This window comes from Allorhizobium pseudoryzae, assembly GCF_011046245.1.
GTDB classification, from domain to species: Bacteria; Pseudomonadota; Alphaproteobacteria; order Rhizobiales; family Rhizobiaceae; genus Neorhizobium; species Neorhizobium pseudoryzae.
On the sequence record NZ_CP049241.1, the window covers coordinates 2,479,962 to 2,500,926 of the forward strand.

The 20,965-nt window shown below is 62.7% G+C and carries 16 protein-coding genes and 1 other RNA gene; 9 read left to right on the forward strand and 8 right to left on the reverse strand.

Annotation, left to right across the window (positions count from 1 at the left end; genetic code table 11):
* Positions 1 to 171: 171 nt before the first annotated feature.
* Positions 172 to 1,128, reverse strand: coding sequence for an alpha/beta hydrolase (locus G6N78_RS12035; protein WP_165218669.1), 957 nt, complete (start codon positions 1,126 to 1,128; stop codon positions 172 to 174).
* Positions 1,129 to 1,220: 92 nt separating this feature from the next.
* Here G6N78_RS12035 and ettA point away from each other — a divergent pair, with 92 nt between their 5' ends.
* From ettA to metF, 4 genes are all read left to right on the forward strand, one after another.
* The gene (gene ettA / locus G6N78_RS12040; RefSeq protein WP_165218671.1) at positions 1,221 to 2,870 is read left to right on the forward strand and encodes an energy-dependent translational throttle protein EttA; all 1,650 of its coding nucleotides are present in this window, start codon (positions 1,221 to 1,223) and stop codon (positions 2,868 to 2,870) included.
* Positions 2,871 to 3,130: 260 nt separating this feature from the next.
* Positions 3,131 to 5,392 carry a methyl-accepting chemotaxis protein gene (locus G6N78_RS12045; RefSeq protein ID WP_165218673.1) on the forward strand — a complete coding sequence of 754 codons (2,262 nt, stop codon included), beginning with the start codon at positions 3,131 to 3,133 and terminating at the stop codon, positions 5,390 to 5,392.
* A 226-nt stretch (positions 5,393 to 5,618) separates the two neighbouring features.
* Complete coding sequence (locus G6N78_RS12050; RefSeq protein ID WP_165221685.1) at positions 5,619 to 6,650, forward strand: ArsR/SmtB family transcription factor; 1,032 nt, start codon at positions 5,619 to 5,621, stop codon at positions 6,648 to 6,650.
* Entirely contained in the window at positions 6,647 to 7,546 is a 900-nt protein-coding gene (metF, locus tag G6N78_RS12055) for a methylenetetrahydrofolate reductase [NAD(P)H] (protein ID WP_165218675.1), read from the forward strand. The genes G6N78_RS12050 and metF overlap by 4 nt, the downstream gene beginning before the upstream one ends.
* 558 nt (positions 7,547 to 8,104) lie before the next feature.
* Here metF and G6N78_RS12060 read toward each other — a convergent pair.
* The 4 genes from G6N78_RS12060 to G6N78_RS12075 form a co-directional block, all read right to left on the reverse strand.
* Complete coding sequence (locus G6N78_RS12060) at positions 8,105 to 9,307, reverse strand: lytic murein transglycosylase (protein ID WP_165218677.1); 1,203 nt, start codon at positions 9,305 to 9,307, stop codon at positions 8,105 to 8,107.
* A 114-nt stretch (positions 9,308 to 9,421) separates the two neighbouring features.
* Positions 9,422 to 10,210 carry a glycoside hydrolase family 25 protein gene (locus tag G6N78_RS12065; RefSeq protein WP_370691520.1) on the reverse strand — a complete coding sequence of 263 codons (789 nt, stop codon included), beginning with the start codon at positions 10,208 to 10,210 and terminating at the stop codon, positions 9,422 to 9,424.
* Between the two features lie 150 nt (positions 10,211 to 10,360).
* Entirely contained in the window at positions 10,361 to 11,002 is a 642-nt protein-coding gene (locus tag G6N78_RS12070; protein ID WP_234905787.1) for a class I SAM-dependent methyltransferase, read from the reverse strand.
* Positions 11,003 to 11,028: 26 nt separating this feature from the next.
* Entirely contained in the window at positions 11,029 to 12,276 is a 1,248-nt protein-coding gene (locus G6N78_RS12075; RefSeq protein ID WP_165218681.1) for a BtaA family protein, read from the reverse strand.
* Between the two features lie 157 nt (positions 12,277 to 12,433).
* Here G6N78_RS12075 and G6N78_RS12080 point away from each other — a divergent pair, with 157 nt between their 5' ends.
* Entirely contained in the window at positions 12,434 to 13,801 is a 1,368-nt protein-coding gene (locus G6N78_RS12080) for a serine hydrolase domain-containing protein (RefSeq protein ID WP_165218683.1), read from the forward strand.
* 41 nt (positions 13,802 to 13,842) lie between these two features.
* Here the strand turns inward: G6N78_RS12080 and G6N78_RS12085 are convergent, their stop codons facing one another.
* From G6N78_RS12085 to G6N78_RS12095, 3 genes are all read right to left on the reverse strand, one after another.
* Positions 13,843 to 14,928 carry a transglycosylase SLT domain-containing protein gene (locus tag G6N78_RS12085; RefSeq protein ID WP_234905788.1) on the reverse strand — a complete coding sequence of 362 codons (1,086 nt, stop codon included), beginning with the start codon at positions 14,926 to 14,928 and terminating at the stop codon, positions 13,843 to 13,845.
* 98 nt (positions 14,929 to 15,026) lie between these two features.
* The gene (locus G6N78_RS12090; RefSeq protein WP_165218685.1) at positions 15,027 to 15,656 is read right to left on the reverse strand and encodes a hypothetical protein; all 630 of its coding nucleotides are present in this window, start codon (positions 15,654 to 15,656) and stop codon (positions 15,027 to 15,029) included.
* Positions 15,657 to 15,719: 63 nt separating this feature from the next.
* On the reverse strand, positions 15,720 to 16,931 hold the full coding sequence (locus tag G6N78_RS12095; RefSeq protein WP_165218687.1) for a pyrophosphate--fructose-6-phosphate 1-phosphotransferase: 1,212 nt from the start codon (positions 16,929 to 16,931) through the stop codon (positions 15,720 to 15,722).
* A gap of 342 nt (positions 16,932 to 17,273) precedes the next feature.
* On the opposite strand from G6N78_RS12095, the gene G6N78_RS12100 reads away from it, so the two are divergent.
* From G6N78_RS12100 to rnpB, 4 genes are all read left to right on the forward strand, one after another.
* Entirely contained in the window at positions 17,274 to 18,014 is a 741-nt protein-coding gene (locus G6N78_RS12100) for a J domain-containing protein (RefSeq protein ID WP_165218689.1), read from the forward strand.
* A complete protein-coding gene (locus G6N78_RS12105; protein WP_165218691.1) occupies positions 18,011 to 18,784 on the forward strand; it encodes an N-acetylmuramoyl-L-alanine amidase in 774 nt (257 codons plus the stop codon). Before G6N78_RS12100 ends, G6N78_RS12105 begins: the two co-directional genes overlap by 4 nt.
* Positions 18,785 to 18,873: 89 nt before the next feature.
* The gene (locus tag G6N78_RS12110) at positions 18,874 to 20,064 is read left to right on the forward strand and encodes an NAD(P)/FAD-dependent oxidoreductase (protein WP_165218693.1); all 1,191 of its coding nucleotides are present in this window, start codon (positions 18,874 to 18,876) and stop codon (positions 20,062 to 20,064) included.
* A 54-nt stretch (positions 20,065 to 20,118) separates the two neighbouring features.
* Positions 20,119 to 20,554, forward strand: an RNA gene (rnpB, locus tag G6N78_RS12115) — RNase P RNA component class A.
* The last annotated feature ends 411 nt before the right edge of the window (positions 20,555 to 20,965 follow it).

The following is a 20,965-nucleotide window of genomic DNA, read 5'->3' on the forward strand; positions in this document are numbered from 1 at the left end:
CTTCTCCCCGAGGGGAGAAGGGACCAGCCGCGCCGCTTGCGGTTCTCCTCTCCCCTCGGGGAGAGGTCCGCCGAGCGAAGCGGAGGCGGGGTGAGGGGACCATCCGGCATTCAGGTGGTCATTTCCACTCCGTCATAGCCCGCGCTGATCTGTGCGGCACTTGAATTCTAGTCATGACATCATTCCGGCCGCTGCGCGGGCCCGCGCCAGGCTGTCGTCGGCCCAGTCGGCAAACTCCGCCATGGCGGCCTCGCGGCCGATCTCGTTCAGTGTTTCGTGGCGCATCTCGGGATAAATGCGCTTCGTCACCTGCGAAAAGCCGGCAGAGGCCAGACGATGGGAAAGCCAGGCGGTGGCCTTGGCGCCATCGGTCGCGGGGTCCTGGCCGCCGCCGACAAGATGAATGGGCATATCCTTCTTCAGGCGGGAGAGGAGTATGGGTTCCGTGCCGCGGAAGGTCAGCGCGAAGACATCGAGCCACATCGACACACTGATATCGAAGCCGCAGAGCGGATCGGCTTCATAGGCCTCAACCTCCGCGCGGTCGCGACTGAGCCAGTCCGCCTGGCTTTTATAGTTCGGCATGGAGCGGCCCCAGGTGTCGAAGGTGAGCCGCGGCAGGATGGCGCTCGGCACGTCCGAGCCCTTCAGCGCCCGCTCCGTCTTCAGCACCACCTGCGCCACGCGTCCGAGAAAGCCGACGGCGAAATTGGAATTCCACACGGCCAGAGCGGAATAGATGCGCGGATGGCTGAGCGCGGTATTCAGCGCAATCAGCCCGCCCATCGAATGGCCGAAGAGCAGAACCGGCAGGCCGGGATGAGCAGCGACTGCCTGATCCGTCACCGCCTTCACGTCAGCGATCACCATGTCCACGCCGTTTCCGTGCGCAAACTGTCCCTGAACCGCATCGGGAGCGGTCGTCAGCCCATGTCCGCGGTGATCATGGGCATAGACCGCAAAACCACGCGCCGCCATGAACGCGGCAAAAGGCTGGTAGCGGCCGGAATGTTCGCCAAGCCCGTGGCAGATCTGCAGGATCGCTTTTGCTTCGCCCTCTGCCGGTTCATGCCGGAGCGAAAGCGTCGCACCGGTCGGGCTGAGGAGGCGTGATGGCGTGGCAAACATGAGGTCTTCCTTCCTTCCCGCATTGCTCCTGAGCGCCGATTCGCCTAGATAGCGTCCAAACCCGAAAAAGAGACGCCGGAGCGATCACCCTTATGGCACGTCAATTCATCTATCACATGGCCGGGCTGAACAAGGCCTACGGCAACAAGAAGATCCTCGAGAACATTCATCTCTCCTTCTACCCGGATGCCAAGATCGGTATCCTCGGTCCGAACGGTGCCGGTAAGTCGACCGTGCTCAAGATCATGGCGGGCCTCGATAAGGAATGGACCGGCGAGGCCTGGCTGGCGGACGGTGCGACGCTGGGCTACCTGCCGCAGGAGCCGCAGCTTGATCCGTCGAAGACCGTGTTCGAAAACGTTATGGAAGGTGTGGCCGACAAGACGGCGATCCTCAATCGCTATAACGAACTGATGATGAACTATTCCGACGAGACGGCGGAAGAGGGGGCAAAGCTCCAGGACATCATCGACAGCCAGAACCTCTGGGATCTCGAAAACCAGGTCGAAATGGCCATGGATGCGCTGCGCTGCCCGCCGGGCGATGCGGCTGTCGACAATCTGTCCGGCGGTGAGCGCCGTCGCGTGGCGCTCTGCCAGCTCCTGCTGCGCAAGCCCGACCTGCTTCTGCTCGACGAACCGACCAACCACCTGGACGCCGAGACGATCGCCTGGCTTGAAAAGCACCTGCGCGAATACCCGGGCGCTATCCTGATGGTCACCCACGACCGTTACTTCCTCGACAATGTCACCGGCTGGATCCTCGAACTCGACCGTGGCCGCGGCATTCCCTACGAAGGCAACTATTCTGCCTATCTGACGGCCAAGGCCAAGCGCCTGGCGCAGGAAGAGCGGGAAGAAGGCAGCCGCCAGAAGGCCCTGTCGCGCGAACAGGAGTGGATCGCCTCCAGCCCGAAGGCCCGCCAGGCCAAGTCGAAGGCACGTATCCGGGCCTATGACGAACTGGTGGCAGCCGCCGAAAACCGGCGTCCGGGCGAAGCCCAGATCATCATCCCCGTCGGCGAGCGCCTCGGGCAGGTGGTCATCGAAGCGGAGAACATCACCAAGGCCTATGACGGGCGCGTTCTCTTCGAGAACCTCACTTTCAAGCTGCCGCCGGGCGGCATCGTCGGCGTCATCGGCCCGAACGGCGCCGGTAAATCGACGCTCTTCCGCATCATCACCGGCCAGGAGCAGCCCGACAGCGGCGAGATCCGCGTCGGCGACACCGTGCATCTCGGTTATGTCGACCAGAGCCGTGACTCGCTGGATGGCTCGAAGAACGTCTGGGAGGAAATCTCCGGCGGCAACGACATCATCAAGCTCGGCAAGTTTGACATGAATTCGCGTGCCTATTGCGGGGCCTTCAACTTCAAGGGCGGTGACCAGCAGCAGAAGGTGGGCAACCTCTCGGGCGGCCAGCGCAACCGCGTGCATCTGGCCAAGATGCTGAAGGCGGGCGGCAACGTGCTGCTGCTCGACGAACCGACCAACGACCTCGACACCGAAACGCTTGGTGCGCTCGAAGATGCTTTGGAAAACTTTGCCGGCTGCGCCGTCATCATCAGCCACGATCGCATGTTCCTCGACCGTCTCGCCACGCATATCCTGGCCTTCGAAGGCGACAGCCATGTGGAATGGTTCGAAGGCAACTTCGAAGACTATGAGAAGGACAAGATCCGCCGCCTTGGCCCGGACTCCGTCAATCCGAAGCGCGTGACCTACAAGCGCCTGACGCGCTGAGATCTCTGCGGCTCCTGTCGCTGCGGACTGACAGCCTTGAAGAAGCCCCGGCCTTTGCGCCGGGGCTTTTTGCGTTGACGGGGCCGAGGCCCAATTTGCGTCAGGATGATACGATTATCGCAGCGCTGTGAAAGATGGTTTACGATGCGGGAAACGGATTGCTGCATTGCGATATGCTGCGGGGAAGTCACGTCATTACGGTAATATTTTGTTTGCTTTCGCTGTTTTATCCATGGTGCATCGCAATAGGATAAACCTCCATGGCTATTTCTCTAAAATCAATTTTGATCGGAATTTTCACAGCGCTGAGCACGCTTGTCTGCGTTCTGGTCGGTTCCGCTTTTGTGTCGTCGGTGAGTGATTACCGGCGATATTCCGACATTTCCCATCTCGCCGTGCTGGACAAGGGGCTGTTTGCCACCTTGCTCGCCTTCCGCAACGAACGTGGCGATGGACCACCGGCGCTGGTCCTGCCGATCGAAAGAGCCGATGGCGCGATCGCCCAGATCCGCAAGGATCGTTCTGATACGATGGCCGCGATGGGCGGCGTGCGGGACGCCGCGCCGACCATTGCCGATGCATTGATTGTCACGTCGATGCGTCAGGTCATGGACCGTTATGCCCTGGTCGACAGCTTCCGGCAGCGGCTGGATGATACGCTTGCCTTGCCTCTGGCGCGTCGGGATGCCTCGTTCAGCGACCAGTGGATGACCGAGACGCAGAAGTTTCTGGATTCGGTTGGCGAGGCGTCCGAGCGCGTAGGCCAGGCTATTCGTGCGCTGGATCCGAGCCTTGTGCCCGTCAGCCAGATGGGGTCCACCGCCTGGAGCGCGCGTGTGGCGGCCGGCGAGGTGTCACTGATCCTCAACCCGCTTGTCGCTTCCGCCAAGCGGATGAACGAAGATCAATATGCAAAAGTCATCGTGGGCGAGGCGCGCATCAACGCGCTCTGGCAGATCGTTGGCGCGCTGGTGGCGCATCCATCGACCGAACCGTCGTTGCGGGAGGCTTATGCACGGGGCCAACAGAATTTCTTTACCAGCAGCTTTGCCCAGCACCGCCAGGAGCTGATCACCGCGCTGCACACCGAAAAGCCGCTGCCGATGAACACGGATGAATGGCGGGCCGGCAACAAGACGGCGCTCGGCTCCGTCGCCGAGGTTGCTCTCGTCGCGAAGGCCGTCCTGGTCGACCGTGCGGCGGCGGCGCGTGCCGATGCCTTCCAGTCCGTCCTCCTCTACGGCGGCATCTTCCTGGCGACGCTCGTCTTTTCCGTTGCGGCGCTTGTCGTGATCATTCGTCGTGTCGCCCGGCCCATCGAGCGCCTGACCCTCTGCATGAACGAACTGGCGCAGGGCAGTCACGCCGTCATGGTCCCCGACCTGGAACGCCAGGACGAGATCGGCGGCATGGCGCGCTCGGTCGAGGTCTTCCGCCAGGCGGCGATCCGCAATGCGGAGTTGGAGCGTGAAGCGGAGGAGGCGCGTGGACGCAGCGAGGCCGAGCGTCTGGCCTTCCAGCGCCAAGCCGAGGCCGAAGCGCAGGAGCGTCTCGATGCCGCGACGGGTGCGTTGGCAACCGGTCTGCGGCGGCTTGCCTCCGGTGACCTGCTCTGCGAAATCGATGTCCAGTTCGCGCCTCAGTTCGAACCGCTTCGGCACGATTTCAACCACTCGGTCGAACAGCTGCGCCAGACGCTCGTTTCCGTCGGCAACACGGTGTTCATGGTGCGCGGCGGCAGCGGCGAGATTGCATCCGCCTCCGCAGACCTGTCCAAGCGCACGGAAGGGCAGGCGGCAACGCTGGAGCAGACGGCAGCGGCTCTTGAGGAGATCACCTCCAACGTGATGTCCACGTCATCGCGGAGCGCCGAAGCCCGTGACCTCGTCAGGGCCGCCAGCGGCCAGGCCGAGCAATCGGGTGTCGTCGTCAACAATGCGGTTCTCGCGATGGAACGCATCGAAACCGCTTCGCGCCAGATCGGCCAGATCATCGGCGTCATCGATGAAATCGCCTTCCAGACCAACCTGCTGGCACTGAACGCAGGGGTCGAGGCCGCCCGGGCCGGCGACGCCGGCAAGGGGTTTGCCGTGGTGGCTCAGGAGGTGCGCGAACTTGCACAACGTTCCGCCAATGCCGCCAAGGAGATCAAGAGCCTGATCGGCAATTCGGAGCAGGCGGTGGCCGAGGGCGTCAAGCTCGTCAGTGCGACCGGTGACGGGCTGAGCGCGATTGCCGGCATGGTCGATTCGATCAACCGCCACATGGAAGCCATCGCCACGGCTGCGCAGGAGCAGGCGACGGGACTGCGGGAGGTGAATGGTTCGGTCAATCACATGGACCAGGCCACGCAACAGAATGCCGCCATGGTCGAGCAGTTGAGCGCCGGAAGCTCAAGCCTTGCCCGGGAGGCGGCGCAACTGGCAGCCATGCTGCAGGCCTTCCGGATCGGCGTTGAGACGCAACGGGCGCCTGATCGGGGGCGGCCCACCAACACGCCTGCTTCGCGGCGCGCAGCGTAACTCGTCGCTCAGCCTGGCTGCGTCGCAAACCCTTGCGGCGCCGCTCGCACTCAGGGCAACGCCACTCTTGCGGCCCGCAATGGCGGGAATGAGGGCAGAGGCGTTGACCGAACTTTTCGCATCCGACACAAGGCGACCTCGCGGGCCGCCTTGTGCTGTTTGCGCGGCAAAAGCGCTTGCAGTGCCGAACGCCATCATATAAAGATATCTTTATATCTTGATTGTGATGGACGATGGAATGGCCCTGGGTCTCGACAAATTGGTGGATGTGCTGAAGACCGCGGGGGAGCTAACGCGTTTTCGTCTTCTGGCGCTCCTGTCGGCCGGTGACCTGACGGTGAGCGATCTGACCGATATTCTCGGGCAGTCGCAACCCCGGATCTCGCGCCACCTGAAGCTTCTGTCCGAGGAAGGTCTGATCGAGCGCTATCAGGAAGGCGCCTGGGCGTATTTTCGCCTGAAACAGGACGGGCCCGTCTCACCTCTGGCCAGGCTGCTGCTGGAGGCGGCTGGCTCCGACGATCCCGTCTTGCAGCGTGACGGCGAGCGACTTGCCGAAGTCAAGCGCGTGCGGGCCGAACGGGCACAGGCCTATTTCAGCCGCAATGCCGCCGAGTGGGATGAATTGCGCCGCCTGCATGTGAGCGACAGGGCGGTGGAAGAGGCATTGCTGCGGCTGGTTGGCTCCGAGCCCATTGATGCTTTGCTCGATCTCGGCACCGGGACCGGCCTCATCCTGCAACTGTTCCAGAACCTCTATCGCCGCGCTGTCGGCATCGATGCGAGCCGCGACATGCTGGCGGTCGCCCGGGCCAATCTCGATCGCACCGGCATCCTGAAGGCCTCCGTTCGCCAGGGCGATATCTTCAACCTGCCAGTGGAGGCCGGGGATTTCGACCTCGTCACCATCCATCAGGTTCTGCATTTCCTGGATCATCCGGAGCGGGCGATTGCCGAAGCGGCCAAGGTGATCCGGCCGGGCGGGCGCCTGATCATCGTCGATCTTGCCCCACACACGCTCGACTACCTTCGGGAAGACCACGCCCATGTGCGCCTCGGCTTCTCGCACCAGACCGTGACGGAGTGGCTGGAAAAGCTCGACTTGTCCGTGGAGCAGGTGATCGATCTTCAACCGAGCGCCAAGGCGGAAGCGCCGGCGCTGACGGTAACCATCTGGCTGGCCCGTGCGGCAGCCGCAGCGGCTGGCGCGGGTAAGCCCCTTCAGCGGAAATCTCTTGTATCGGACGTAGCCTCATGACCTCTGTTGCCCCCACTCAGGACCGCTTTCGCATCTCCTTCGAATTCTTCCCGCCGAAATCGGTGGAGATGGAGGGGCAGCTGTGGGACACGGCGCGCGACCTGAAGCGCTACAATCCCGATTTCGTCTCCGTCACCTATGGCGCCGGCGGCACAACCAAGGCGCCGACCTTTGCGGCTGTCGACAAGATGATCTCCGAGGTTGGGCTTGCGACCGCCTCGCACCTGACCTGCGTCGATGCCGACAAGCAGGAGACCCATCAGGTCATCGAGGACTTGCGGGCGCTTGGCGTGCGCCACATCGTTGCACTGCGCGGCGATCCGTCGAGCGGTATCGGCACCGCCTATGTGCCGCATCCGGATGGTTATGCCAATGCAGCGGAACTGGTTTCGGCCCTGAAGGCCGATGGCAGCTTCGAAATCTCCGTCTCCGCCTATCCGGAAAAACATCCGGAAAGTGCCGACGTCTCCGCCGATATCGCGATGCTGAAGCTGAAGGCGGAAAACGGTGCGGACCGGGCGCTGACGCAGTTCTTCTTCGATAACGACGTGTTCGAACGGTACCTCAACGAAGTGCGCAAGGCGGGCATCACGATCCCGGTGATCCCCGGCATCATGCCGATCCAGAACCTGACGCAGCTGAAGCGATTTGCCGGGCGCTGCGGATCCAGCGTTCCGGCGTTTCTGGATGCGCGGTTCGAAGGGTATGACGACAAGCCGGAAGAGCGGGCCAAGGTCGCCGCCGATGTGGCGGCCGAGCAGGTCGAGGATCTGATCCGCCGGGGCATCCACGAATTTCATTTCTACACGATGAACCGCGCGCCGCTGATCGCCGCCGTGCTTGATCATCTCGGACGCCTGCCCAACGAAAAGGCTCAGGCCGGGGCGGCGGCCTGAGCCCTGTTTTCGGAGAGGGCGGTGCATGACCGCCCACACTCATTCATGAAACTGCTGTCTTGTTCATCGGGTCAATTGGCTAATCTGGCCAGGCTGCGTCCCTTGGGCTCAAACGAAGAGCATTGACGCGACGAAAACGAACGCTGCACCGAAGATGAGGAGATTGAAGGAATAGGTACGTCCCATGTCTGTCTCCCTTGCGTTAACAGCTGAAATCTAAGGGCAAGCGACGGGCTTTGCAAAGTGAATAATGTGCTGCACTGCCGCACAATGCCGGGCCGAGACGTGCTCATGTTTTGGCTAAGATTAGGAAATATAAAGGGAAAAACCCTTTATAAATGTGCCTAACAAACTGTGAAAAAACTTCGAGACGTTGTTAAGAAGCGTTACATTCCGTGATGAATTGCTGCACTGCCGCGATCGTGTGATCGCCTGACCTCTTCGAGGTGAGTCCGGGCTTGCGGCTTTCGCCAGGCAGATCCCCCGCTGAAAGGGTGTCAATTTATAGCCCGGAAGGAAGATGCCGGAACCTCTGTGCGACGCTCCGGCATCCCGCAATCAAAGTGCGTTCAAGAGAGCCTGGGTCGGCCAACCATCCGCTGGCATGCCGAGCCGCTGCTGTTCGCGCTGCACGGCGCGGCGGGTGCCGGAGCCGAGGATGCCGTCGATTTCGCCGACATCGTGGCTTTTCGCGTCAAGCTTGGCCTGCAGCGCCTTCATCTGGTCCACGTCAAGGCCGGGCTCCGGGTTGCCCTTGAGGTAGGGCGGCGCACCGGACAGGCGGGTGGCGAAATAGGCGGCCGATGTCGTGTAGATGAACGACTTGTTCCATTCCAGATAGATGCCGAAGTTCGGATAGGTGAGGAAGGCCGGCCCCTTGCGACCCTGGGGCAGGACGAGAGCCGCGGGGAGGGTGCCGAACTCGGTCTTGCCGTCGCGCGGCTTCACGCCGAGCTTGAACCATTCGGAGGCCGGGATCTCGTTGCCGAGGCCGGACTTTTCCCAGGGCAGGCTTTCCGGCAGTTCGACTTCCTGGATCCAAGGCTCGCCGGCGCGAAAACCGAGGCTCTTGATGAAGGAGGCGGCGGTCAGGATCGCATCGGGCGCACTGGCCTTGACGTTCACATGCCCGTCTCCGTCGCCGTCGATGCCGTGGGCGATGATATCCTTCGGCAGCATCTGCACCTGGCCGATTTCGCCGGCCCAGGCGCCGGTATTGGTCTGCGGGTCAAGATCGCCATGCTGCACCATCTGGGTCAGTGCCAGAAGCTGCGGACGGAAGAGTTCGGGACGGCGGCAGTCATGCGCCAGCGTCACCAGAGCGTTGCGGGTGTTGAAATCGCCCTGAACGGCACCGAAGTCGGTCTCCATGGCCCAGAAGGCGGCAATTACGCCCGGCGCAATGCCGAATTCCTTCTCGGCGCGGGAAAAGACGGAGGACAGGTCCTGCAGCTTCTTGCGGCCCATGTCGAGACGCCCCTGGCTGACGGTGCGCTGCGAGAACTCAAGGAAGGTCTGGCGGAAGACGCCCTGGGCGCGGTCGCGCGACAGGACCTTCTGGTCGATCTGGGCGCCGGCCAGTGCCTTGTCGGCGGCATCTGCCGGGACGCCCATCGACACGGCCTCGGCCTTTACGGCCTGCAGGAAGCCTGCGAGATCGCCGCCACAGGGAGCGGCTGGCGTCTGGGCGCGTGCCGGCGACAGGGCGCAGGTGGAAAGAAGAAGCGCCAGAGACAGGCGACGGAAGATCTTGGACGTCATTGGGTATCCTCGGTGGGACGGTGGCTTCATTTCAGCAAGATTTGTGACAGAAGAGAGGCGCTGCCTTCAAGAAATGGACACTTCGCCTGTGGATGGCTGGCAGAACGGCAGCGGTCACGTCTTTGCCGCAGCGACCAGCCAACGCTGCCAGTGCTCGCGTGTTCCGCTGAAGACATTGATATCTGCTTCTCCCTCGATGCCCGGGATGATGCCGGTCGATGTGTATTGCCAGAAGGCCCAGTTCCTGTCGCCATAGATCTCCTGCGGGTGGGCTGCAACCGATCGAACCCAGAATTGATAGGTGCGGAAGTGGCCGACGAGATTGTCGCGGTGGAAATCGACCGAGGTGTAGATGATTGGGCGCTTGCCATAGTACGCCTCGATGCGATCGAGGAAACGGCTCATGGCGGCACGGACCGTCTGGGGATCGGGTCGCGTCTTGCAGGTGGGGGAGGCGGGGTTCCACTCGACATCGAGCACCGGCGGCAGGCTGACGGAGGCTTTCGGCACGTTGCGGATGAACCAGTCCGCCTGCACATCCGGCTCGCCGCAGAAATAATAGAAGTGGTAGGGCGCGTGCGGAATGCCCGCTCTCGCCGCCCCGCGCCAGTTCTCCTCGAAGCTCTGGTCGATGCGATCGGCTCCCTCCGTTGCCTTGATGAACACGAAGTCGATGCCGGAGGCTTTCACTTTGGGCCAATCGACGGAGCCGTTCCACTTGGAGACGTCGGTGCCGTGTATCTCGTGGCGATGCGGATGCCGCGCGCCAAAATCCTGCGGATCGTTGTCCTTGAACTTGCCTTGAGGAGCAGTGAGGCCGAGGGTCAAGGCATCCGGCCCCGTGGCCGTACATCCGGAGAGTGCCAGTCCCACAGCCAGGACCAGGGAGGGTATGCGCACGATCTGGCTCCGCGATGACATCCAAGGACGGCGACCGGGCTCGGTATTCCGTGATTCGCCCGGTCGTGTTCCTTATCGCTGCACCGGGCGCTGTCACGCAAGGCAAAAACGGTTGAGGCAGCCATCGCCACCCAGGAGGGGCGCAAAGGCGGTTCAGGCGCGGCGACGCACCACCGCCTGCCAGGCATAACCGCGATAGAGCGGCAGGAAGATCATGTCCGCATCGGCGCCTTCCAGCGAGCGCTCCAGCGCTTCGGCAAGGTCGGCCCTCGGCGTTACGTGGAAACGCGTAAGCCAGGTCTGCAACCCGCTGCGGAACCATGCGGGCAACTGTTCCTGCTGGCCGAAATCGACGATGTGCAGGGAACCGCCTGCCTTTACCGCGCCAAGGGCGGTGCGGATCGCGCTCTCCCAGTCCGGGATCATCGACAGCGCATAGGAGATCATGACGCGATCAAAGCCCGCGGTGCCGAAGTCGCTCGGCGAAAACGTCGTGGCATCGGCCACCTGCAGCACCGGCTGCACCGCTTTGCCGCGGAAATTCGCCCGTGTCGTCGTCAGCATTTCCGCAGAAATATCGAGCCCGTAGAGCCTGGCCGTCGGATAGAGCTTGTGCGCCAGCATCAGGTTGCGGCCCGTGCCGCAGCCGACTTCCAGAAGCGTGCCCTTCTGCGGCACCTGCAGTTCCCGGATCGTGCGGTCGCGCCCGAGCAGGTAATATTTGCGCGTCAGATCGTAGATGTGCCGCTGGTAGCGGTACATCCGGTCCATGCGCTCGGCGTGTTCGGCATCCATCACGGGAGAGCTCGTGTCCACCGCCGTCAGGCCTTCTTCACGTAGATGTGGAAACCGCCATAGATGGCGGAGCGGTCCTGCAGGTTGAGGTCCTGCGAGCGCGCTTCCAGATAGGTCCACTGGTCGCGGATCGTCGGCGACAACCGGCCTTCGATGATGCTGCGCTCGGCAGCGGTGCGGAAGATCACCCGCGCGCCCGCGGCCGCGGTACGGGAGATTTCCGCCCAGAGTTCGTTCAGCTGCCGGTCGTTCATCCAGTCCTGCGCATCGAGAAGGACGTAACGATCGACCGTGCCGGCCTGCTTACCCGAGAGAAGTTCCGTGAAGGTGGCATGGTGGACGGTGACGCGATCGGCATTGTCGCGGATGGCGCGGTAATGCTCCGGCTTCAGATAGGTCGGCAGCGTGCCTTCATGCGGCTGCGGATAGCGGCGGGCAAAGGCCTGCCAGGCGAAATAGTTGTCGCGAAGCGGGAAATGGCAGGCAAGCTTTTCGAGGCGCTGGCGCAGCACCGGGGCAATCGACCCCTCGTCCGCCAGGCTTGCGAGCTCGTCATACTGCTGCGGCGGGATGCCGAGGCCGAAAAGCGAGCTCTTGCGGCCAGTGAGCCAGCGCACGAAGGGCCGGTCGAAGAGCGGGGCGATGCGATCCTCGAAAAACTGCCGCTGTTCGCGCAGCGACCTTGTCTTCGCCATCTCGGTCAGGTCCACCCCGTGCAGGCGGGCGATCAGGTGACCGGCGGCGATGAAGCGGCCGAGCAGGCCGGTGCGGTAGATGTTGCGGTCGAAGACGCTGATGCGGCGGCGGCCATTCAGCGTCCGCTTTTGCCAATAGCGGCGGGTGGCCGTATCCAGTGCAGGCGCAACGAAGGTGTCGAAGGCCTTCGAATTGCTGGCGCGTCCTTCGGTGGCGAGAAGCCGCACGACATCGGCATGGGCGGGCAGGCTCCGGAAGGCGGCAAGTTTCAGCCTGTTGAGAGCGATGTGATGCGGGTTGAGATCCACGACGTCGATCGAGGCCGGATGGTGGGAAAGATAGGCCAGCATGTTGCAGCCGCCGGAACCGATGGTGACGATGCGATGACCTGCGGCCAGTTCCATCCCCGCCATATCGACATCCGGATCTTCCCAGATCTGCGGATAGACGAGACCGGAGAACAGCAGACCGAACATCCGCTCGGAGAAGCCGCTTTTCGACAGCGCCTTGTGTTGCAGGAGTGCAGTCTTCAGTTTTCCGTTCTTCAGAAAACTGGCTTCCGGTGCAATCTCGGCCATCCCCGATTCCCCGTCTCGTCATGAGCTTTTCGAAAGCCTCTAGTCGCGGCGTGTTGCAGTTTCATGACGCAAACCCTGCGCAAAGCCCTGCAATTCGTGACTTTTCATTGTCACGGAAACCTGTTTGCATGCGGAACTGAGCGAAGCGGAGAAGTGAATGCGCAGCGTCGGAAGCCTGTTGAAGCGTCTCGCGAAGATCGTCCTTGTGCTGTTGCTGCTCGTCGTGGCCGGCGGGCTTGTCTGGCTTTACACCATGCCGCCGGATCTGCTGCGCGTCGGCAGCGGTTATGCCGCGAAGATCGTCTGCTCCAACGTGTTTCTTGCCGGACGCGATGAAAACGACGTGCTGGCGGAGGATGTGCAGGCGCCGGGCCATCCTCTGCTGCGGCTGATGCGGGTGTCGGTCGATCGGCCGGCACAACGGGTCTCGGCTGCCCTCCTCGGTCAGATTGCGCCGAGCGCTGCCGTCTATCGACCGGGGCTTGGATGCGCCGTGGTTCCGCAGGGCAGCACGGCTGCGGCGCTTGATCTGCCGGAGGCAGGGCCGGGCGCTGCGGTTCAGGCGGGAGCCGGTTCGTGGCCGAACGGCGAGGGTATCGAGGCAAATGCGGCTGTGGCCGCGCTTCTGGCGCGGGACGATCTGGTCGGCCCCGGCTTTCGTGCGGTCGTCGTCGTGAAGAATGGCGCCATTGTCGGCGAGCGGTATGCAGCGGGTTTTAACGACAAGACGCCGCTGCTCGGCTGGTCAATGACCAAGACGGTGAATGCCGCGTTGATTGGCCGGCTGATCGACGAGGGGCGCATGCGTCTTGATGAGCGCAACCTGATGCCGCAATGGGCAGGCGATGCGAGGCGTGACATCACCCTTGCGCAGCTTCTCGCCATGGAAAGCGGCCTTGCCTTCAACGAGGATTACGGCACCGTCGCGGATGTCACGCGCATGCTCTACCTTCAGCCGGACATGGCGGCCTTCACGGCCTCCCTGCCACTCGAAGGCACGCCGGGCCAGAGGTTCAGCTATTCGTCCGGCACGGCCGTTCTGCTGTCGCGCATCTGGATGGATCGTCTGAGTGATCGGGCAACGGCGCTCGCCTTCCCGCGCGACGCGTTGTTTGCCCCGCTTGGCATGACCAGTGCCGTGATGGAGGTGGATGCGTCCGGCACCTTCGTCGGGAGTTCGTATCTCTATGCCAGCGCGCGTGACTGGGCGCGGTTCGGCCTGTTTCTGGCTCAGAACGGCATGTGGAAGGGTGTGCGGCTTCTGCCGGATGGTTTCGTCGCGTCGATGGCTGAGCCGACCACGGCATCCGGCGGCTGGTATTCGAGGATGCAGACCTGGTTGCCGCGACCGTCCGAACGGGCGGACATGCCCGCAGACACGTTCAATCTGCAAGGGCATGATGGCCAGACGATCACCGTCATTCCGTCCCGCGGATTGGTCGTCGTGCATCTCGGGCTGACACCCTGGTCGGCTCGCTATTCGACGATGCCCCTCACAAAGGCCATTCTCCGGGTGTATCCCTGAGCCTTAGTCGCAAGCCTGCGTTGGGTGCACTTGTCTGCTGTTCACTCCAGAACGTGCAGCATGTCCTTGCGCTTGGCGTCAAAATAATAACCGCGCGCATAAAGCTTGATCGCATCGTCCGGATCATTGTCGGCCACCAGCCAGGCGCCGCGCAGGTACTTGATCGCGTATTTCAGGTTGGTCTCGGCATCAAGAAGACCATCCGGCGTGCCCTGGTAACCCATCGACTTCGCCGTCGCGTATTTGATCTGCATGAGGCCCCAGAAGCCGCGCTTGTTGTAGGCCTTGGGGTCATACCGGCTTTCGCGATGCACGACGCGGTGCACGAGCGATTCCGGTACGCCATACAGGCCCGCATAGCGGTGGATCAGCTTGCTCAGCGTCTCGTTGCTGGCATCGGCCGTCGTCGGAAGGGGTTCGCCCGGTGCCGGCGGGAAGAAGTCGGTCGACATGGCCGACAGCGGCTGGCGCGTCCCGGCATAGGCGACCATCGACGACGGGGTTGCCTTTTCGATCCGCGGACGTGGCGTCGGGATCGCGGTGAACGGACCGGTGACGTCGGCGGGAAGGGCGGTCGCCATCACCGGCCCGAGGGTCTGGGCGGATGGTGTCGTGGTATTCGTGGGCGCGGAAAGAGCAGACGGTGCGGCGAGCGGTTTCGTGATCGTCTGGCCGGAGGTTGCCATGTTGATCGCCTGCAGGCCGCCAGCCTGATTGACGGCCGTGGAGGCGACGGCAAGTGCGGGGACTGCGACTGGCTGACTGTTCTGGGCGATGGAATTGGCCGCGGTTTCTGCGGCGCGCTGCATGGGATCAGTTGACTGCGAGACGAGCGTGACGCGTCCGACTTTCTGGGCTGCGCGATTGGGGGCCGCTGCGATCTGCGTGGCCGCGGCTGATGGCGCAGTCGAATCACCGGGGAGGCGGTCTGTCTTGCCGGCCGCATGGGCGGCGGTTGCCGTGGACGCATCTGCGACGGCGGTGCCTGCATCGGCAACTGTTGCGGCGGCGACATCCGTGCCTGCCTGGCTGTTGGATGCCGTCTGAACGCTTGAGCAGCCGGAAACGGCCCCACAAATTGCCACTGCCACAATCGTGTTGCAGCCGAGAATTCGGGTTATCGCCATCGTCTCACTTTCATGAAGATGAATGTTTTCTTCCCGCCGGCACCTGACCGTTAAACATTCCATTAACGCATGACAGGCCTGTCATCAAGTCAGGGTGATCATGCAGCGATCCGGCGGTAGCCCGCGCTGACGGCGCGGCTGGCGATAAATCGCGTGCGGGGCTTGCGCGAGGCTGGATTGAGGCGCCGGGCGCGGCTGATCTTGCGTGCCGAGGATTCGGCGATCAGCAGCTGGACAAAGGGGGCGACCAGCGCTGCGAGCGCATAGGCGAGGAAGGCCTGTGCAAACGATTCGTCCGAGATCCGGAGCGAATCGGACATCTGGAAAAAGAGGCTCGCGACGACGACGGCGAAGCCCGGACCAAGGCTTGCGACAAGGATGGAAAAGAATGCCTTGTCCCACCGGCGGGCCGGGAGGTTGTCATTGTCCGCCAGACGCTGGGCAAACCGCCTTTGCTGCGAGCGCAACAGATAAAGGCCGAGAATCACGACGCCCAGCCATCCAAGCGGACGCTCCATGGCGGGGGCCAGAGTGTGGATTGCCACATAAAGCGTGCCGGCAAGTCCGCCTGCCACGAGATAGCCCAGCCAGAGGGCAGGGATCAGGAGCGCGCTTCGTGCACGTCCCTGAACTAGGCTGTAATCGCGCAGAAGCATGCCGGATGCGGAGGGAAGAAGAAGCACGAGAAGGGATGTGGCACCAAAGGCCAGCAGTGTCTCGATGCTCATCAACTCCTCCCTCCCGGATGGGCGCCTGGCTCCCATCCATCCCTGATCGTCAGGTGCGACCGGTTATGCTGCCCGCCAGGTCTGGCCAATGAAGTCCATGACCTCGCCGAACCACGGCGTCGACAGATCGAAATGCTTACCACCCTTGATACGCGGGAATTCGATCGTGCGCAATTTCCCATTCTGGTCCTCGTCGTGACCGGTCACGCCGGAGACGCCGTTGAGCGCGCTTTCGACGGCCAGATCGACCATGCTCTGGATCAGGCGCAGATCATCGCTGTTGGCCGGTGCGGAGCGCGCATAGTAACCCGATTTCTGAACCATCGAACGTTCGGCATCGAGAAGGGTTGCAAAATGTTTCTGGAACCAGGAGCCGACATTGATCGTGTCGAGCTTCACGTGGCCGAAGGCATCACGTTTGATCGCTTCACCCGCTGCCTCGCGCTCGGCAACGATCGTGTCGAGACCGGCGCCTTCGGATACGAACAGCGTCACAAAGCCGCAGGTGTCCATAATCTTGCGCAGACGGTCCGCTTCGCCCTCCAGATCGAAATGCATCTCGGGCAGGTAGAGCCCGTCGATGTTCTTCATCTGTGTGTTCATCATCAGGCCCTCGACATATTCGTTGTTCCGGGTGTCCTGGATGTAGGCGCGGGCGGTGGCCGCGGTCAGCCAGCCGCAGTTGCGGCCCATCACTTCGTGGATGACAAGGGTGCGGGGGGCCGCACTTTGTTCGTTGCTGACATGGTCGAAGAAGTGCGCGCCGACTTCGGCAGCGGTCCAGGCGCCCAGCGTCTGGCGAATCGGGAACACGTCGTTATCGACGGTTTTGGGCAGGCCAACCACTGTCAGGTCATACCCGTTCGAGGCGAGATAGGCGGCGAGGTCCGCGGCCGTGGTGTTGGTGTCGTCGCCGCCGATCGTGTGGAGGATGGTGATGCCATCGGCCGCGAGACGGTCTGCCGCGACCTTCAGCGGGTTCTCGCCTTCCTTCACCAGACCACGCTTCACGCAGTCGGCGGTGTTTGTGAGCTTCACGCGGCTGTTGCCGATCGGCGAGCCGCCGTAACGGTGCAGGAGATGCGCGCGCTCGCGCATGTTGGCCGTGATCTCGATTCGGTCGCCAAGCAGCAGTCCCTGGTAACCGGAGCGATAGGCCACCAGATCCAGTTCCGGCGCGATGTCGCTATAGCGCTCGATCAGCCCGCCGACCGCCGATGACAGACACGGTGCAAGCCCGCCCGCGGTCAGCAATCCCACTTTCTTCTTGGCCATCGAACCTCCTTTGCGCCTACGCCGCGCTTGCCAACAAAATCGGCAAATGGATGCGACAGCCCGCCGCGGCTGTAAAGTGAATTTCTCAAGAAAATCCGGTATTTCGCCGAATTTGTGGAACGCATGTCGTTTCAATCGGTTCAATTTGCAGACAGGCTGGAACGGTACGCGGGTGATGCCGTGCGGGGCGGGAACGGCGGCCAGCTTCGTCGGATCGCGGCTGCGGCAGAATGACCGGTCGGCGATCCGCACCCCCCGGATCGTCCGTAAGATGACGAAAGATTAATTGTCGGTCGGTTCCCTGCTTCTTGCCAAGGGTTCCAGAATTTGGTCAGGTGCAGCATGATTTTAGATTTCGCCTGCCTTCATTTGAGTTCATTCTGGGAGCGGCTGCTCGGCAGCGTCGGCGACGCGGCCAACAATGCGCTGTCGAGAGTGATCGAAGCGATCCGCACGCTGTTCGAAGGCGATCCGGAAACCCGCCGCCAGGTGTCCTTCTCCGTCGCGATCATCGCGCTTTCCGCCAAGATGGCCAAGGCGGATGGCGCCGTCGTGGCGTCCGAAGTGGATGCCTTCCGGCAGATCTTCGATTTCCCCGAGGAAGAAGCGAAAAACGTCGCACGTCTCTACAACCTCGCCCGTCAGGATGTGGCGGGTTACGAAGCCTATGCCGAAAAGCTCGCGAATCTGTGCGGATCGGGCGAACACAATTGCCCGATGCTGGAAAGCGTCATCGACGGCCTGTTCCACATCGCCAAGGCGGACGGCATGGTGCACGAGAAGGAACTCGCCTTCCTGCTACGCATTGCCGAGATCTTCCGCATCGACGAAAACCATTTCCGCCGCATCATGGCGCGCCACGTGCACATTGAAGGGATTGACCCCTATCTGGTGCTGGGCGTTTCGCCCTCCGATGACTTCGCCGACATCCGCAAGCAGTATCGTCGGCTTGTCGCCGAGCATCATCCGGATAAGCTGATCGCGCGCGGCGTGCCGGAAGCGTTGCATGCCGCCGCCAACGAGCGTATGGCCGCGCTGAACGCCGCCTATGCGGTGATTGCCAAGGAACGCAAGGCCGCATGAAGCTTATTCCTGATTATGCTGGTGCGAGGGTCGATCCCTCGCCGAACCATGGCGAACGCGTGGGCGTCGATGCGCCGGACATGATCATCCTGCATTATACCGGCATGCCGGATCACGGGCAGGCGCTCTCCTGGCTGAAGAACATCGAAAGCCAGGTGTCGTCGCATTATTTCGTCTGGCCGGACGGGCGCATTATCCAGATGGTGCCGGAGACGCGCCGGGCCTGGCATGCGGGCAAGAGCGTGTGGGCGGGCGAGAGCGACATCAATTCCCGTTCGATCGGTATCGAGATTGCCAATGCCGGTCATCCGGGCGGGCTTCCACCGTATGCGGAGGAGCAGATGGCGGCTGTCATCGCACTCACCCGGGACCTCATCGACCGCTGGCGGATTGCGCCGGAACGGGTGCTCGGCCATTCGGATGTGGCGCCGCGCCGCAAGGTCGATCCGGGCGAAAACTTCCCGTGGGATCGGCTTCACCGCGAAGGCATCGGGCACTGGGTCGAGCCTGGCCCGATCCGCAGTGGCCGTTACTTCCAGCGCGGGGAGGCGGGGCAGCCGATCGAGGCGCTGCAGGGCATGCTGGCGCTTTACGGTTACGGCATCGACATCACCGGTGAGTTCTGCGAGCGCACCGAGGGCGTGGTGGAAGCCTTCCAGCGGCATTTTCGGCCTGAGCGGGTGGACGGCATCGCCGACATGTCGACCATCGATACGCTACACCGGCTGCTGGCCGCCCTGCCGAAGTTCCAGGGCACCGACGAGGCCTAAGGCCTGCGTCACCTTTGCAGTGGACCGTTTGCCCGTTGCGGGGTAGCCACTGACACAAGGGAAAGACTCGGGGGAAAAGTGGGACGGCCATGGCTGCGGATTTCAGGTTCATCGTCATCGGTTGCGGCATGATGGGGGCGGCGGCGGCGCGGCATCTGTCGAAGGACGTGGACGGCGTGGCGCTGATCGGTCCCGGCGAGCCTGCCGATCCGAAGACGCATCAGGGCGTTTTCGCCAGCCATTACGACGAGGCCCGCATCACCCGTACCATCGATCCCGATCCGGTCTGGGCGCTGCTCGCCAATCGCTCCATTGCCCGTTACGGCGAGATCGAGCAGGAGAGCGGTATCTCCTTCTACCACAAGACCGGCTGCCTGATGGTGGCGCCGGAGCGCGCCAGCGGTCATGCCTATATCCGCAACATCTGTGCCGCGGCCGAGACGCTGGGCACCGGAATCGAAGTGCTATCCCGGTCGGAGCTTCCCCGGCGTTTCCCCTACTTCGGCTTCGAGCCGGGATGCGAGGGCGTGCTGGAGGCGGGCGAGGCGGGTTACATCAATCCCCGCGCCCTGGTTGCTGCCCAGAGCCGGATTGCCGAGCGCCAGGGCGTGCGGCGGATCACCGAAACGGTTGTCTCTGTGCGGGATGAGGGTGGTCTTGCCGTGGTGCGGACGGCGGAAGGCGGCACGTACACCGCCGAGAAGGCGCTGGTGGCGGCCGGCGGTTTTTCCATTGCGGAGAGTCTCTTGAGCGAACCGCTTCAGATGTCGGTTTATGCGCGCACTGTTACCTTCTTCGAGATCGATGAGGGCGAGCTTGGGCGTTATGCCTGCATGCCGTCGCTGATCTACGAACCGCGCGATCCCTCCAAGCACATCTACATGCTGCCACCGGTGCGCTATCCGGACGGCAAGGTCTACCTCAAGATCGGCGGCGATCAGGACGACGTGATCCTGACGGGCGACGCCGAGATGCGCGCCTGGTTCCGCACCGGCGGACGCGAGGCGGTGCGCGACCATCATCTTGCCATCATGGAGCACCTGGTGCCCGGCCTTGACCGCACCCGTGTCTCGACCGGTGCCTGTGTCGTGTCGAAGACGCCGAGCGGCTATCCGATCATTGCCCCGACATCTTCGCCGAGGATCGCACTCCTGACCGGCGGCTGCGGCGCGGCGGCCAAGAGCTCCGACGAAATCGGCAGGCTCGGTGCGCAACTGCTCCTGAACGGGCAGATCGAGGATGAGCCCTATCCGGTGCCGTTTTCGGCGAGCTTCGGGTAAATCACTGAGCCGCGGCACTTTCATTCGCCCCACAAACCGTCTAAGGAGCCCCTGCCAGTTGGCCGGGCAGCCGCGCTTTACCAATGCCGAAAGGCGGTAGGGTGAGGAAAGTCCGGGCTCCACGGAAATACGGTGCCGGATAACGTCCGGCGGGGGCGACCCCAGGGAAAGTGCCACAGAAAGGAAACCGCCCCGCCTGCTGTCCTGCTCTTCGATCCGGAGCAGGAGAGCTGGCGGGGTAAGGGTGAAAGGGTGGGGTAAGAGCCCACCGCGGGCCTGGCAACAGGGACGGCAAGGTAAACCCCACCGGGAGCAAGACCGAATAGGGATGACGCGGGTGCCGCTTGCGGCACTACAGCCTGTTTCCGGGCCAGTCATCCGGGTGGGTTGCGTGAGGCAACGTGCAAACGTTGTCCCAGATGAATGGCTGCCACGTTCCGGCGTTCGCGTCGGTGCCATACAGAACCCGGCTTACAGGCCAACTGGCGATTTCAATTTTGAATAGAAGCAACCACAGGGCGGTTTCGCCGGGCGTGGGGAGCGGGTGCTTGGCACAGCGCCAGCCTCCTTTCGGCAGGCTGCGATTTCACGTTTGGCGTGTGTCGACGGTTGCCGCTGCTGTAGATGTTCACGCTAATGTGTATCTGTTCCCAAAGGGTTAGTGGCGGATTTGGCGCGGTTGCAGTGCACATATGACGCGTGCAGAGGCCGTGTCCCGCTAACCCTTTGTTAAACTTAACGGCTTATAAATATTTCAGGCTGCCGCGTCTCCGTGTGGCGGCTTCCCATTGACGCCCATATGGTCCCATGGTATCCCAAAATCACACTGCAAGCGGGCAATCAGTTGCCCTTTCATCGGACAGTAGCGGGCCGGTTCCATCACGGAACATTGGGCGGAGGT

Bases quoted from the DNA above. Each gene is read 5' to 3' on its own strand.
- G6N78_RS12060 (WP_165218677.1), bottom strand. From the start codon at position 9,307: ATGACGTCCAAGATCTTCCGTCGCCTGTCTCTGGCGCTTCTTCTTTCC.
- G6N78_RS12085 (WP_234905788.1), bottom strand. From the start codon at position 14,928: ATGGCGATAACCCGAATTCTCGGCTGCAACACGATTGTGGCAGTGGCA.
- G6N78_RS12035 (WP_165218669.1), bottom strand. From the start codon at position 1,128: ATGTTTGCCACGCCATCACGCCTCCTCAGCCCGACCGGTGCGACGCTT.
- metF (WP_165218675.1), top strand. From the start codon at position 6,647: ATGACCTCTGTTGCCCCCACTCAGGACCGCTTTCGCATCTCCTTCGAA.
- G6N78_RS12110 (WP_165218693.1), top strand. From the start codon at position 18,874: ATGGCTGCGGATTTCAGGTTCATCGTCATCGGTTGCGGCATGATGGGG.
- G6N78_RS12070 (WP_234905787.1), bottom strand. From the start codon at position 11,002: ATGGATGCCGAACACGCCGAGCGCATGGACCGGATGTACCGCTACCAG.
- G6N78_RS12105 (WP_165218691.1), top strand. From the start codon at position 18,011: ATGAAGCTTATTCCTGATTATGCTGGTGCGAGGGTCGATCCCTCGCCG.
- G6N78_RS12075 (WP_165218681.1), bottom strand. From the start codon at position 12,276: ATGGCCGAGATTGCACCGGAAGCCAGTTTTCTGAAGAACGGAAAACTG.
- G6N78_RS12090 (WP_165218685.1), bottom strand. From the start codon at position 15,656: ATGAGCATCGAGACACTGCTGGCCTTTGGTGCCACATCCCTTCTCGTG.
- G6N78_RS12045 (WP_165218673.1), top strand. From the start codon at position 3,131: ATGGCTATTTCTCTAAAATCAATTTTGATCGGAATTTTCACAGCGCTG.
- ettA (WP_165218671.1), top strand. From the start codon at position 1,221: ATGGCACGTCAATTCATCTATCACATGGCCGGGCTGAACAAGGCCTAC.
- G6N78_RS12050 (WP_165221685.1), top strand. From the start codon at position 5,619: ATGGACGATGGAATGGCCCTGGGTCTCGACAAATTGGTGGATGTGCTG.
- G6N78_RS12100 (WP_165218689.1), top strand. From the start codon at position 17,274: ATGATTTTAGATTTCGCCTGCCTTCATTTGAGTTCATTCTGGGAGCGG.
- G6N78_RS12095 (WP_165218687.1), bottom strand. From the start codon at position 16,931: ATGGCCAAGAAGAAAGTGGGATTGCTGACCGCGGGCGGGCTTGCACCG.
- G6N78_RS12080 (WP_165218683.1), top strand. From the start codon at position 12,434: ATGCGCAGCGTCGGAAGCCTGTTGAAGCGTCTCGCGAAGATCGTCCTT.